9 protein-coding genes are annotated in these 13,665 nt (G+C 70.9%); 7 read left to right on the forward strand and 2 right to left on the reverse strand.

Annotated features, from left to right (window positions below; translation table 11 throughout):
- Window positions 1-50: 50 nt before the first annotated feature.
- Entirely contained in the window at window positions 51-2,096 is a 2,046-nt protein-coding gene (locus D7223_RS13585) for a glycosyl hydrolase family 28-related protein (protein ID WP_120728736.1), read from the reverse strand.
- Between the two features lie 39 nt (window positions 2,097-2,135).
- Complete coding sequence (locus D7223_RS13590; protein WP_120728737.1) at window positions 2,136-4,511, reverse strand: glycoside hydrolase family 99 protein; 2,376 nt, start codon at window positions 4,509-4,511, stop codon at window positions 2,136-2,138.
- A 477-nt stretch (window positions 4,512-4,988) separates the two neighbouring features.
- Between D7223_RS13590 and araB the strand changes: the two genes are divergently transcribed.
- The 7 genes from araB (at window position 4,989) to araA (ending at window position 13,657) form a co-directional block, all read left to right on the forward strand.
- Window positions 4,989-6,668 (forward strand): ribulokinase, encoded by a 1,680-nt coding sequence (gene araB, locus D7223_RS13595; protein ID WP_120728738.1) that lies wholly within the window; start codon window positions 4,989-4,991, stop codon window positions 6,666-6,668.
- Window positions 6,665-7,354, forward strand: a complete 690-nt coding sequence (locus tag D7223_RS13600; RefSeq protein WP_120728739.1) for an L-ribulose-5-phosphate 4-epimerase — start codon at window positions 6,665-6,667, stop codon at window positions 7,352-7,354. The genes araB and D7223_RS13600 overlap by 4 nt, the downstream gene beginning before the upstream one ends.
- Window positions 7,355-7,446: 92 nt before the next feature.
- Window positions 7,447-8,454, forward strand: a complete 1,008-nt coding sequence (locus tag D7223_RS13605) for an ABC transporter substrate-binding protein (protein WP_186832209.1) — start codon at window positions 7,447-7,449, stop codon at window positions 8,452-8,454.
- Between the two features lie 68 nt (window positions 8,455-8,522).
- Complete coding sequence (locus D7223_RS13610; protein ID WP_120728740.1) at window positions 8,523-10,064, forward strand: sugar ABC transporter ATP-binding protein; 1,542 nt, start codon at window positions 8,523-8,525, stop codon at window positions 10,062-10,064.
- Entirely contained in the window at window positions 10,061-11,140 is a 1,080-nt protein-coding gene (locus tag D7223_RS13615; protein WP_120728741.1) for an ABC transporter permease, read from the forward strand. Before D7223_RS13610 ends, D7223_RS13615 begins: the two co-directional genes overlap by 4 nt.
- Window positions 11,137-12,126, forward strand: coding sequence for a galactofuranose ABC transporter, permease protein YjfF (gene yjfF, locus D7223_RS13620; RefSeq protein ID WP_120728742.1), 990 nt, complete (start codon window positions 11,137-11,139; stop codon window positions 12,124-12,126). The genes D7223_RS13615 and yjfF overlap by 4 nt, the downstream gene beginning before the upstream one ends.
- A gap of 28 nt (window positions 12,127-12,154) precedes the next feature.
- The gene (araA, locus tag D7223_RS13625) at window positions 12,155-13,657 is read left to right on the forward strand and encodes an L-arabinose isomerase (RefSeq protein ID WP_120728743.1); all 1,503 of its coding nucleotides are present in this window, start codon (window positions 12,155-12,157) and stop codon (window positions 13,655-13,657) included.
- The last annotated feature ends 8 nt before the right edge of the window (window positions 13,658-13,665 follow it).

The raw sequence follows: 13,665 nt of genomic DNA on the forward strand, positions 1-13,665 counted from the left end.
GGCCGCCGGGTCGATCCCGGCGGCCCCTCGTCGGTGTCGCGTCGGGTGGGTCACCAGCCGGCCGGCGGCGGTGGCGGTACGACCGGCGGACGGTCGTCACAGGTGATGGTGTTGGGCAGCTGCCAGTCGGCGAGCCAGCCCCCGTCGTTGCCGCCGAGGTCGGTGATGCCGAACTCGGAACCGGCCGGGGTGAAGTGGAACGACCCGCAGTTGTTGACCCCGACGGCACCCACGTGGCGCGCGTCGACGTTGCCGAAGGACGCCGACCCGGCGGTGCGGGCGCTGACCACCGAGGTGCCGGCGCCGTCGACCCGGATGTCCCGGAACGACACGCCGTCGATCCGGTACAGGTCCTTCACCCCCCACTCGCTGACCAGCATGATCGCGTTGTAGGTGTTGTCCAGGTACGCGTCGCCGACCACCTCGATCCGGGCGTCGATGCTGCGGTCCAGCGCGTAGAACCAGATCGCGCCGAGCCCGATCTTCCAGTTCAGCTCGTACGTGCCGGCGCGGACCGTGGTGTTGCCGGTGATCCGCAGGTGCCCGGTGAACGGCTCCGCGCCGAAGCGGGACCCCACCTGGATGGCACTGCCCTCACGGACCGGGTCGGCGATCAGGTTGTGCGAGACGGTGTTGTCCGTCCCTCCGTAGATCGCGATGCCGTTGGCCAGCACCGGTGACTGGACCGTGTTGTGGTCGAAGGTGTTGCGGGCGTTCGCGGTCGTCTCCGACCACATGGCCAGCCCGTCGTCGCCGGTGTTGCGGACGAAGGTGTGCGCGACCAGCGAGTCGGTCACGCCGGTGTGGAAGTTCACCGCGTCGGCGATCTGGTCGACGATGATCGTGTTGGTGATCCGCACGTTGCGCATCGGGCCGTCGAACCAGATGCCCACCTTGGTGTGCCGCAGGTGCAGCCCGTCGATGGTGGAGTCGCTCATCGCGCCGCCGATGGCGTTGACCTGGTCGGTGTCGATCCGCTCCCGGACGTCGCCCTCGATGGCGAAGCCGGAGAGGTGGACGTTGCGGCTGCCGCCGTCGGCGGCGTCCCGACCGTAGAAGCCGACGCCGGTGTGCACCGAGCCGTCCGGTGCCGGGGTGGGCAGGGCGACCTGGCGGCCCTTGATCCGGGTGTACCAGTTGCCGGCCCCCGCGATCGTCACGTCGTCGACGATGATGTGCCGGTTGACCTGGAACGTGCCCGGCGGCAGGTAGACCGGCAGTCGGGCCCGCGTGGCGAAGGCGATCGCCCGCTCGATGGCCGGCGCGGAGTCGCGGCGGCCGGTCGGGTCGGCGCCGAAGGCCAGCACGTTCGCGGCCCGTAGCCGGACCCGGGGCGGGCCGACCAGCTCGGAGTCGAGCAGGTCGATGACCGTCCACGCGGCGTTGCTGCCGGCCGGGACGGTGAGCGTGACCCGGTCACCGGCCCGGTAGGTGCGGCCGAGCAACAGCCGCTGCTCGTCGTAGAAGTGGCTGGGCCGGAACGGTGTGGTGATGGTCGGGTACGGGGTCGTGTCGGCCGGGACGCAGGCGCACTCGGTGATCCACCAGTCCGGGTGCAGCAGGCCGGCGTGGGGGTCGTTGCTGAACGGGTACTGGTTGTACAGCCACGCGTACTGCGAGGTCAGCGTCATGCGCCGGATCCGCTCGCCGTTGACCGCGACGTCCAGCGGCGCGGTGATGCCGCCGCCGGAGGGCGCGTCCGGGATGCTGTAGCGCACGGTGATCGCGTTGGCCCTGGCCGGCAACGTGAACTCCACGTGCTGGCCGGGAACCAGCCGGACCGCCCGCCGCCCGGACGCCTCCGACGGCAGCGTGTACGCGGTCCGGTCGGGGCCGATCACCGTGCCGTCGGTGACCGCGTTCTCCGCCTCCTGCTCCAGGAAGGCGACCCGGGCGCCCCGGTCGGTGACCAGGGACGGGTCGAGCCCGGCCCGGGTCACCACCGGGGCGGCGCCGGGTGCGGGCCGCCCGGCCGCGGTGCCGCTCGGCGCACCGGCCAGCACGCCCAGCGTGGTGGCCAGCACGGTCAGGGCAGCGACCGCCGTCGTCGGCCGGCGACGGGGGTACGGCGGTGCCGTACGGATGTTCCGGTTCATCGGGGACTCGTCTCTGCTCAGGTGGTCAGGCGGCGGTGGTCAGGCGGAGTGGACCTCGACCTGGGACAGTTGGCCGGCGGGCCAGCCGGTGTTGCCGGTGATCCGCACCCGGACGTACCGGGCCGAGGTCGCGGTGGCGGTCAGCGTCACCCGGTTGCCGGTGGCCGGGTCGAACACCCGGCCGGCCGGGGCGACCACCGTGTTCCAGGTCGTGCCGTCGGTGCTGGCCTGCACCGAGAGCGTCTGGGTGCGCGCCTGCCAGGCCGGCGCCGGGGGAAGCCGGAGCACCAGGCGCCCGACCGTGGTGGCCGCACCGAGGTCGACCTGTACCCACTGCGGGAAGGCGTCGTTGGCGCTCTCCCAGTAGGTGTCCGGGTTGCCGTCGACGACGTTCCCGCTGCCGTACGCCTGGGTGTGGCTGCTCGCCGTGGTCGGACGCCCGCGGGCCAGGTCGGTCGGGGCCGCCGCGTCGGTGGTGACGGTGACCGCGTTCGACGGCGCCGACACCGTCCCGGCGGTGTCCAGGGCGACGACCGTGAAGGTGTACGCGGTGGCCGGGCTCAACCCGGCGACGGTGGCCGAGGTGCCGGTGACCGAGGCGACCTGCTGGCCGTCCCGCCGTACCCGGTAGCCGGCGATGCCGTCCGGGTCGGTGGCGGCGGTCCAGGCCAGCGACACGCTGGTGGCGGTCCGGCCGGTCACCGCGAGGTTGCCCGGCGCGGTGGGCGCGGTGGGGGTTCCGGTGGTCGACGCGTACACCTCGACGTGGGCCAGTTGGGCCGCCGGCCAGGCGGTGTTGCCGGTGATCGTCACCCGGACGTGGCGGGCGGCGGTGGTCGGCACGGTGACGGTGACGGTGTTGCCGGCGGCCGGGTCGAATCGGATGCCGGCCGGCGCGGCGAGGGTGGTGAAGGTCGTGCCGTCGGTGCTGGCCTGCACCGAGAGCGTCTGGGTGCGCGCCTCCCAGCCGGCCGGCAGGGCGAGCACCAGCCGGGACACCGGGTGGCTGGTGCCCAGGTCCACCTGCCACCACTGGGGGAACGCGTTGGTGGCGCCCTCCCAGTAGCTGCCCCGGTCAGCGTCCACGGCGTTGCCGGCGGTGAACGGGCCGTTCTGGCTGCTGGCGGTGGCCGGCCGGCCGGCGGCCAGGTTGCCGGTCGGCGGCGGCCCACCGGAGACGACCGGCGGGGTGGGGCGCACCGGCGTGAGCGGGAGTTGGCCCTTGAGCATCCGTCCGCCGTCGGCGGTGATCCGCAGGTAGTAGTCGGCGGAGCAGAAGGTGCCGTCCTCGTCCAGCGCCCGGATGCCGGTCCCGGCCGGGGTGGTCGCCTGCGTCTCGGTGGTCTTGGCGATCTGGTTGCCCTCGTTGTACTCGTCGAACATCGAGACGTAGAGGCCCTGCGCGCCGACCCGGACCATGTTGTAGAGGTGCCGCCAGTAGAAGTCGCCGTGCCGGCGGTGCCCGCCGGACAGGTCGCCGGGCATCACGCAGGGCTGGTAGTCGATGCCGTGCGCGGCGCAGTCGGCCTGGTCGGCCACGTTGACGTTGGCGTAGAACCAGTCCAGCCCGTCCAGGGTGCCGGTGCGCCCGACCATCCACGGCGAGAGCATGTGGAAGGCGTGGTAGACCTCGGCGAAGCCGGGCCGGGAGTCGTTGATGCCCTGCCGCCAGTAGGTCGGCACGCCGCCGATGACGTAGCAGCCCTGCGCCTTGAACCAGTTCACCACGTCGAGGCAGGGGGCCGGGGCGAACGGGCGGCCGTCGTCGTTGAACCCGAACCCCCAGACGCAGACGACCGGCTTGCCGTTCTGCCGCGCGTACGCCGGTGAGGCGGTGTGCGCGGACATCTTCGTCGTCCAGTCCTGTGTGATCTGCGACTGCATGGCGGTCCAGCCGGTGACGTCGTACATGATGTAGAACTTGCGTCCGAACCGCTCGGCCGCGCCGCGGACCTTGACCGCCATGGCGTCGCGGGTCGGGCCCTCGTCGCCGACCGGGTTGAACCGTTGCAGGGCGGCGGTGTCGCAACAGTGCTGCTGCATCCACCGGAAGTGGGTGTCCACGGTCTGCTGGTCGTAGGAGGAGAAGAGGGTGGCGGGCTGGCCGTTGCCCAGGTTCGGGTACGCGGTGGGGTAGGTGCGGTCGTACTCCCGCACGTCCGGCCAGGACACGATCGTGGTGTTCGCCGGCGAGGGGGGCTGGAACCGGTCCCGGCTCCAGTGCCACCAGCCGCCGATCGGGGCGCCGTCGCCGGGTGCGCTGAACCAGCCCTGGTAACCGACGGAGATCTTGCCGACCACGTCGCCGGGTGGACTGGCCGCGCCGGCGGCCCGGGGGGACGTCAGGTCCGGCAGGACGGCGAGCGCGGATCCCGCCGCCGCGGACCCGAGCAGTGTGCGACGGGTGAGCGCCATGGCGACCGCCCCTTCCGGTCTGGGATGAATTGACGGCCATCATGCCAGCGCCCGTCATCGACACGCAATAGTCGAACGAACAACTGAAAGATCGCGGCAATTTGGCCGTAAGAAATGAATGCTCGACCGGGTGGCCGGTCGCTCGGGCGGGACTCGCCCGCTGGTCGAGGCACCGTCGAGCGCGGCCGGTCGGCGGCCGCGGGTTGTGAGCGATCTCAGGCTCTCGCCCGGGGAGTCTGGCCAGTGCCGGATGGATGCCACGCACGGAGTCCGCTGATCGAATGTTATCGATAACATGGATCTGTCCCGCCGTTCCCGGGGTGATTTGCCGATCCGGCCCCGTTCCGGCGGTCCCGGACGTCCGTCGTGGAGGGTCGTGGCCTCGCCTTCGCTCCGTTACGCAGCTGTTGCGAACAGATGTCTTGACGAGGCTTGATGTGAGCGTTAACACTAGGCCGGTCAACGGTGGAGGTGAACATGAGCCGTGTCGACGGAGCGGGCGACGGCTACGTCGTCGGTGTCGACTTCGGCACCCTGTCCGGCCGGGCCCTGGTGGTCCGCGTCAGGGATGGTGCCGAGCTGGGAACCGCGGTGCACGAGTACCGCGACGCGGTGATCAGCGCCGCGCTGCCCGGAGGGCGGCCGCTGCCCCCGGACTGGGCGCTGCAGAATCCGGACGACTACCGGGACGTCCTGCGGCACGCCGTTCCCGCGGCGGTGGCCGCCGCCGGGGTTGACCCGGCCCGGATCGTCGGCATCGGCATCGACTTCACCGCGTGCACGGTCCTGCCGACACTCGCCGACGGCACGCCGTTGTGCGAGGTCCCCGAACTGCGCGACCGTCCCCACTCCTGGGTGAAGCTGTGGAAACACCACGCCGCGCAGCCGCACGCCGACCGCGTCAACGCCCTGGCCCACGAGCGGCGCGAGCCGTGGATCGGCCGGTACGGCGGCAAGATCTCCGCCGAGTGGCAGTTCGCCAAGGGTCTGCAGATCCTCGCCGAGGATCCCGAGGTCTACCGGCGGGCGGACCGCTTCATCGAGGCCGCGGACTGGATCGTCTGGGAGTTGTGCGGCGTCGAGACCCGTAACGTCTGCACGGCCGGCTACAAGGGGATCCGGCAGGACGGGCACTACCCGTCGGCCGACTTCCTCGCCGCGCTCGACCCCGGATTCGCCGACTTCGTGACCAAGCTGGACGGTCCGCTGCTGCCGCTGGGCGCCCGGGCCGGCACCCTCACCGCCCGCGCCGCGGCCTGGACCGGCCTGCCGGAGGGGATCGCGGTGGCCGCCGGCAACGTCGACGCGCACGTGACCGCGGCCTCCGCGCAGGCGGTACGCCCGGGGCGAATGGTCGCCATCATGGGCACCTCCACCTGCCACGTGGTCAACGGCACGCACCCGGCCGAGGTGGCCGGCATGTGCGGCGTCGTCGACGGCGGCATCAGCCCCGGCGCGTGGGGCTACGAGGCGGGGCAGAGCGGGGTCGGGGACATCTTCGGCTGGTTCGTGGCGAACGCCGCGCCGGCCGGGGTCGACTCGCACGAGCGCCTCACCGAGCTGGCCGCCGCCCAGCCGGTCGGCGCACACGGCCTGGTCGCCCTGGACTGGTGGAACGGCAACCGCTCGCTGCTGGTCAACCACGACCTCAGCGGGATGATCGTCGGGCTGACGCTGGCCACCCGTCCGCAGGACGTCTACCGGGCGCTGCTGGAGTCCACCGCGTACGGCACCCGCATGATCATCGAGGCGTTCGCGGACGCCGGGGTGGCGGTCGACGACCTGGTGATCGCCGGTGGCCTCACCACCAACGAGTTGCTGATGCAGATCTACGCCGACGTCACCCGCCGCCCGTTGAACATCATCGCCTCCGCGCAGGGGCCGGCCCTCGGCTCGGCGATCCACGCGGCGGTGGCCGCCGGCGCGTATCCCACGATCCACGAGGCGTCGGAGGCGATGGGGCGGGTGCACGAGGCCGTCTACCGGCCGGACCCCGACCGGGCGCGGGCGTACGACGCCCTCTACGCCGAGTACCGCGCGCTGCACGACCACTTCGGTCGCGGCGGCGACGACGTCATGCTCCGCCTGCGGGCGATCCGCAACGCGGCCGTCGACGCGGCCGCCCGGAACCAGACCGAGCTGGAGGTGGTCGGATGAACGCCGAGGCGACCCGGCAGGTGGACGAGGTGCGGGCCACGGTGGCCCGGCTGCACGGCGAACTGACCCGGTACGGCCTGGTGGCCTGGACCGCCGGCAACATCTCCGCGCGGGTCCCCGGCCAGGACCTGATGGTGATCAAACCGAGTGGTGTCGACTACGACGACCTCTCGGCGCGGACGATGGTGGTCTGCGATCTCGACGGCGTACTCGTCCAGGGCGACCACGCGCCGTCCAGCGACACCGCCGCCCACGCCTACGTCTACCGCGAGATGCCGCAGGTCGGCGGGGTGGTCCACACACACAGCACGTACGCCACCGCCTGGGCCGCGTGCGGCGAGTCGATCCCCTGCCACCTCACCGCCCAGGCCGACGAGTTCGGCGGCGAGATCCCGGTGGGTCCCTTCGCGCTGATCGGCGGGGACGACATCGGCAAGGGCATCGTCGCGACCCTCACCGGGCACCGGTCACCGGCGGTGCTGATGCGCAACCACGGGGTGTTCACCGTGGGCCGCGACGCCCGCGCGGCGGTCAAGGCCGCGGTCATGTGCGAGGACGTGGCCCGCACCGCGCACCTGGCCCGCGTACTCGGCCGACCGGTGCCGATACCTCAGGCGGACATCGACGCCCTCTACCACCGCTACCAGAACGTGTACGGCCAACGAACGGCGCCGGCGAACTCCTGACCGGCCCGGGCCCACCGGACGCACCACCGACGTGGACCGTGACCGGCGGTCGGCGTCAGCCCCCCACCACACCCCACATCCGAGGAGATCCGATGCGAAAGATGCGAACGTCCTTGAGGCCCTGGCGCGCCGCCGCCACGGCCCTGGCCACCGTGCTGCTCGTCGGCAGCGTGGCGGCCTGCGGCAACAGCGACACCGGTGGCGACGCCGGCAGCGGCAGCGACAAGCTCGTCCTGGGCTTCTCCCAGGTCGGCGCGGAGAGCGGCTGGCGTACCGCGAACACCACCTCGATCAAGGAGGCGGCCGCGGAGGCGGGCATCGAGCTGAAGTTCGACGACGCGCAGCAGAAGCAGGAGAACCAGATCAAGGCCATCCGCAACTACATCCAGCAGAAGGTCGACGTGATCGCCTTCTCGCCGGTGGTGGAGTCCGGGTGGGACACCGTGCTCAAGGAGGCCAAGGACGCCGGCATCCCGGTCATCCTGACCGACCGTGCCGTCGACTCGGCCGACAAGTCGCTCTACAAGACCTTCCTCGGCTCGGACTTCGTCAAGGAGGGCCGCCTGTCGGGGGAGTGGCTGGTCGAGAACAAGAAGTCCGCCACCGGGCCGGTGAACATCGTCGAACTCCAGGGCACCACCGGCTCGGCGCCGGCGAACGACCGCAAGAAGGGCTTCGCCGAGGCGATCGCCGCCAACCCCAACCTGAAGATCGTCGCCTCCCAGTCGGGTGACTTCACCCGGGCCGGCGGCAAGCAGGTCATGGAGCAGTTCCTCCGGGCCAACCCGAAGATCGACGTGCTCTTCGCGCACAACGACGACATGGGTCTCGGCGCTCTGGAGGCGATCACCGCCGCCGGCAAGACGCCGGGCAAGGACATCACGATCATCACGATCGACGCGGTCAAGGACGGCATGCAGGCCCTGGCCGACGGCAAGTTCAACTTCATCGCGGAGTGCAGCCCGCTGCTCGGCCCGCAGCTGATGGACCTCGCGAAGAAGGTCCACGCCGGCGAGGAGGTGCCGCCCCGGATCGAGACCGAGGAGACCACCTTTACCCCGGAGCAGGCCAAGGAGGCCCTGCCCAACCGCAAGTACTGATCGATGCCCGGGGTCGCCGCCGACGTGGCGACCCCGGCGCGTCGCCGAACCAGAAGAGGTCTGATGGGATGACGGAGAGCCGCCCGGTCCTGACGATGACCGGGATCAGCAAGTCCTTCCCCGGAGTGCGCGCACTCCAGCACGTCGACTTCCGGCTCTTCCCCGGTGAGGTGCACGCCCTGATGGGCGAGAACGGCGCCGGCAAGTCGACCCTGATCAAGGTGTTGACCGGCGTGTACGACACCGACGAGGGCACCGTCACGCTCGCCGGTGAGACGGTGTCGTTCGCCGGTCCGATGCAGGCCACCGCCGCCGGGGTGAGCACCGTCTACCAGGAGGTCAACCTCTGCACCAACCTGTCGGTGGCGGAGAACATCTTCATCGGCCGGGAACCCCGCCGACTGGGCGCGGTGCGCTGGGGCGAGGTCCGTCGCCGGGCCCGGGAGCTGCTGGCCCGCCTGGAGCTGGATCTCGACGTCAGCGCGCCACTGGGGTCGTACTCGCTGGCCGTCCAGCAGATGGTGGCCATCGCCCGGGCGATCGACGTCCGGGCCCGGGTGCTGATCCTGGACGAGCCGACCTCCAGCCTGGACGCCGGTGAGGTCGCGCAGTTGTTCCGCATCATGCGGCAGTTGCGCGACGAGGGCATCGCCATCCTGTTCGTCACCCACTTCCTGGACCAGGTCTACGCCGTCGCCGACCGGATCACCGTGCTGCGCAACGGCCAACTGGTGGGCGAGTACCCCAGCGCCGACCTGCCCCAGCTCACCCTGGTCGAGAAGATGATCGGCAAGGAGCTGGAGGTCCTGGAGGACATCGAGGAGCAGCCCCGGCGGGAGATCGCCACCCTGGAGGAGGGGACCCCGCTGGTGGGAGTCTCCAAACTGGGCCGCTCCGGTGCGGTCGAGCCGTTCAGCCTCACCATCCACGCCGGAGAGGTGGTCGGCCTGGCCGGGCTGCTCGGCTCCGGTCGTACCGAGGTGGCCCGCCTGCTGTTCGGCGCGGACCGCCCGGACCGGGGTGAGGTCGCCGTCGACGGCCGGCCGAGCGGGCTGCGCACCCCGGCGCAGGCGATCGGGCACGGCATCGGCTTCTGCTCGGAGAACCGACGGGCCGAGGGCATCGTCGCGGACCTCTCGGTCCGGGAGAACATGATCCTGGCCATGCAGGCCGCCCGCGGCTGGCTGCGGCCCATCCCGCGCCGCCGCCAGGACGAGCTGGTCGAGAGGTACGTCAAGGCGTTGCAGATCCGGCCCGCCGACCCGGAGGTGCCGGTGCGCAACCTCTCCGGGGGCAACCAGCAGAAGGTGCTGCTGGCCCGGTGGCTGATCACCGAGCCGCGGCTGCTGATCCTGGACGAGCCCACCCGGGGCATCGACATCGGCGCGAAGACCGAGATCCAGAAGCTGGTGGCCCAGTTGTCCGACGGCGGGATGGCGGTGCTGTTCATCTCCGCCGAGTTGGAGGAGGTGCTCCGCCTGAGCCACAAGGTGGCCGTGATGCGGGACCGGCGGATGGTCGCGCAGTTGGCCAACGACGACAGCCTCGACGCCGACCGCGTCATGCAGACCATCGCCAGCGGATCCCCGCGTGAGGAGGCGAAGCGATGACCGACACCGGCAGCCGCTGGCGGGCGGTGACCGGGCACCGGCTGTTCTGGCCGGTCGCGGTGCTCGTGGTGATGCTGGCCGCGAACACGATCTACCGTCCCGGCTTCCTCTCCGTCGAGGTCAACGACGGGCACCTGTACGGCACCCCGATCGACATCCTGCGGTTGAGCGCACCACTGATCCTGGTCGCGTTGGGCATGACGGTGGTCATCTCGACCGGCGGCATCGACCTGTCGGTCGGTTCGGTCTGCGCGATCAGCGGGGCGCTCGCCTGCTCGTACATCAGCCAGCAACCGGACCAGAACAGCCTTGCCGTGGTGTTCACCGCGCTCGCGCTGGGCTTCGGGATCGCGCTGGTGCTCGGCGCGTGGAACGGGGTGCTGGTCGCCGTGATCGGCATCCAGCCGATCATCGCGACCCTGATCCTGATGGTGGCCGGCCGGGGGCTCGCGCAACTGATCACCGAGGGCCAGATCATCACCATCAACTCCGAGCCGTACCGGGCGATCGGGTTGGGCCACGTGCTGACCCTGCCGCTGGCCGTCTTCATCGCGCTGGCCGCGGCGTTGCTGGTCGCCGCGTTCACCCGGCGGACCGCGCTCGGCATGATCATCGAGTCGGTGGGCGGCAATTCCGTGGCCAGCCGGTTGGCCGGCATCCGCTCCGGTCGGGTGGTGTTCCTGGCCTACGTGCTCAGCGCCGCCTGCGCCGCGGTCGCCGGCTTCATGATCACCGCGAACGTCTCCAGCGCCGACGGCAACGCGGCCGGCCTCTGGATCGAACTCGACGCCATCCTCGCCGTGGTGATCGGCGGCACCGCGCTCGCCGGCGGGCGGTTCTATCTCAGCGGCACCATCCTGGGCGCGCTGATCATCCAGACCCTCACCACCTCGGTGTACGCCATGAACATCTCGCCCCAGACGTCGCTGCTGTTCAAGGCGGTCGTCGTGATCGCCGTCTGCCTCATCCAGGCCCCGGCCTTCCGGGCCCGCCTCACCCGCCGGCGCAGAGGCACCCCGACGAACCCGACCAGCCCGCCGAGCCAGGCGCGGCAGAAGGAGGAGGTGCCGGCATGAGCAGCGCCGCGCTGACCCTCGGCCGGATTCGGTCGCGGGTGCCCCGCCGGCAGGTGCCGGTCCTGGCGACCCTCGCCCTGCTGCTGGTCATGTACGGCATCGGGGTGTCCCAGTACCGGGCGTTCTCCAACGTCCAGGTGATCTTCAACGTCTTCATCGACAACGGGTTCCTGCTGGTCGTCGCGGTCGGGATGACCTTCGTGATCCTCACCGGCGGGATCGACCTGTCGGTCGGCGCGGTCGTCGCGATGACGGCGATGGTGTCGGCGTCCCTGCTCCAGCAGGGCCTGCCGGCGCTGCTGGTGCTGGTGATCGCGCTGCTCATCGGGCCGTTCCTCGGCTTCCTGATGGGTTGTGCGATCCACTTCTTCGAGATCCAGCCGTTCATCGTCACCCTCGCCGGGATGTTCTTCGCCCGCGGCATGTGCACCTTCATCAGCGGGTCCTCGATCCCGATCACCGACGGTTTCTGGACCACCATGTCCCAGCAGCGGATCGGCGACCCGCGGGGCAACTTCGTGTCGATCAGCGTGCTGATCGCCTTCGCCGTGGTCGCCATCGCCGCGTGGACGCTGGCCTACACCCGCCTCGGCCGAAACGTGTACGCCATCGGCGGCAACCCCCAGTCGGCTTTGCTGATGGGGCTGCCGGTCGGCCGCACCCGGATCGCGGTCTACACGATCAGCGGCCTGTGCTCCGCGATCGGCGGGATCCTGCTCTCCTTCTACACCCTCTCCGGCGCGCCACTGATCGCCGTCGGCATGGAACTCGACGTCATCGCGGCGGTGGTGATCGGCGGCACCGTCCTCACCGGTGGCTCCGGGTACGTCTTCGGCACGATGCTCGGCGTGCTGGTGCTGGGCGTGATCCAGACCCTCATCACCTTCGACGGGAGCCTCAACTCCTGGTGGACCAAGATCGTGATCGGTGGTCTGCTGTTCGCGTTCATCCTGCTCCAGCGCCTCGTCGGCATCCGCTTCAAGTGACCGCCCCTCTCGCGGAAGGCAAAACCGTATGGCAACACACGCGCAACCCGAGGTCTGGTTCCTCACCGGCAGCCAGAGCATGTACGGCGAGGAGACCCTCCGGCAGGTGGCGGAGCAGTCCCGCCAGATCGCGGCGGCGCTCGACGACTCCCCGCAGATCCCGGTGCGGGTGGTCTGGAAGCCGGTCCTGACCACCAGCGCGGACATCCTCCAGGTGTGCCGCGACGCCGCCGTGCAGGGTGCGGTCGGGGTCATCGCGTGGATGCACACCTTCTCGCCGGCGAAGATGTGGATCGGCGGCCTGGACGCGCTGCGCACTCCGCTGCTACACCTGCACACCCAGGCCAACGTCCTGCTGCCGTGGGGCGAGATCGACATGGACTTCATGAACCTGAACCAGGCCGCCCACGGCGACCGGGAGTTCGGGTACGTGCAGACCCGTCTCGGCGTGGCCCGCAAGACCGTCGCCGGACACGTGAGCGACCCGCGGGTGGCGCAGCGGATCGGGGCCTGGAGCCGGGCGGCGCTCGGCTGGTCGGCCATGCGGTCGCTGCGGCTGGCCCGGTTCGGCGACAACATGCGCGACGTCGCGGTGACCGAGGGCGACAAGGTCGAGGCGGAGCTGCGGTTCGGCGTCTCGGTCAACACCTACGGCGTCAACGATCTGGTCGCGGTGGTCGACGACGTGGCCGAGGCGCAGGTCGACGACGTGGTGAAGGAGTACGACGACACCTACCGCGTGCCCCTCGAACTGCGCGCCGGCGGAGACCGGCACGACTCGTTGCGGTACGCCGCCCGCCTGGAGATCGGTCTGCGTACCTTCCTGGACGCGGGTGGATTCCGGGCGTTCACCACGAACTTCGAGGACCTGGGCGGTCTGCGCCAACTGCCCGGCATCGCCGTGCAGCGGCTGATGGCCGACGGCTACGGCTTCGGCGGCGAGGGCGACTGGAAGACCTCGGTCCTGGTCCGCACCCTGAAGGCGATGGCCGTCGGGGTGCCGGGTGGCACGTCGTTCATGGAGGACTACACCTACGACCTCACGCCGGGCGAGGAACTGGTGCTCGGCGCGCACATGCTGGAGGTCTGCCCGAGCATCGCCGGGGACGTGCCGAACGTGGAGATCCACCCGTTGAGCATCGGCGGGCGGGAGGACCCGGTCCGGCTGGTGTTCGACGCCGCGCCCGGCCCGGCGGTGGTACTGGGCCTGGCGGACATGGGCGAGCGGTTCCGCCTGGTGGCCAACGAGATCGACGTGGTGTCGCCGCCGCACCCGCTGCGCCGGCTTCCGGTGGCGCGGGCGGTCTGGCGACCGCGCCCGAGCCTGCCCGTCTCGGCCGAGGCGTGGATCACCGCCGGCGCCCCGCACCACACCGTGCTGTCCCAGGCGGTGGGGGTGGAGGAGTTGCACGACCTCGCCGAGATGAGCCGCACCGAACTCGTCGTCATCGACGGTGACACCCACCCTCGTCGGTTCGCCGACGAGATCCGCTGGAACCAGGCCTACTACCGGCTCGCCCGCGGTTTCTGAGGCCCACC

It is taken from the genome of Micromonospora endolithica, from assembly GCF_003626595.1.
Taxonomy (GTDB): Bacteria; Actinomycetota; Actinomycetes; order Mycobacteriales; family Micromonosporaceae; genus Micromonospora; species Micromonospora endolithica.

Excerpts from the sequence above, each read along its gene's own strand:
- yjfF (WP_120728742.1), top strand. The coding sequence starts at position 11,137 with ATGAGCAGCGCCGCGCTGACCCTCGGCCGGATTCGGTCGCGGGTGCCC.
- D7223_RS13600 (WP_120728739.1), top strand. The coding sequence starts at position 6,665 with ATGAACGCCGAGGCGACCCGGCAGGTGGACGAGGTGCGGGCCACGGTG.
- D7223_RS13590 (WP_120728737.1), bottom strand. The coding sequence starts at position 4,511 with ATGGCGCTCACCCGTCGCACACTGCTCGGGTCCGCGGCGGCGGGATCC.
- D7223_RS13610 (WP_120728740.1), top strand. The coding sequence starts at position 8,523 with ATGACGGAGAGCCGCCCGGTCCTGACGATGACCGGGATCAGCAAGTCC.
- araA (WP_120728743.1), top strand. The coding sequence starts at position 12,155 with ATGGCAACACACGCGCAACCCGAGGTCTGGTTCCTCACCGGCAGCCAG.
- D7223_RS13585 (WP_120728736.1), bottom strand. The coding sequence starts at position 2,096 with ATGAACCGGAACATCCGTACGGCACCGCCGTACCCCCGTCGCCGGCCG.
- D7223_RS13615 (WP_120728741.1), top strand. The coding sequence starts at position 10,061 with ATGACCGACACCGGCAGCCGCTGGCGGGCGGTGACCGGGCACCGGCTG.
- araB (WP_120728738.1), top strand. The coding sequence starts at position 4,989 with ATGAGCCGTGTCGACGGAGCGGGCGACGGCTACGTCGTCGGTGTCGAC.
- D7223_RS13605 (WP_186832209.1), top strand. The coding sequence starts at position 7,447 with ATGCGAAAGATGCGAACGTCCTTGAGGCCCTGGCGCGCCGCCGCCACG.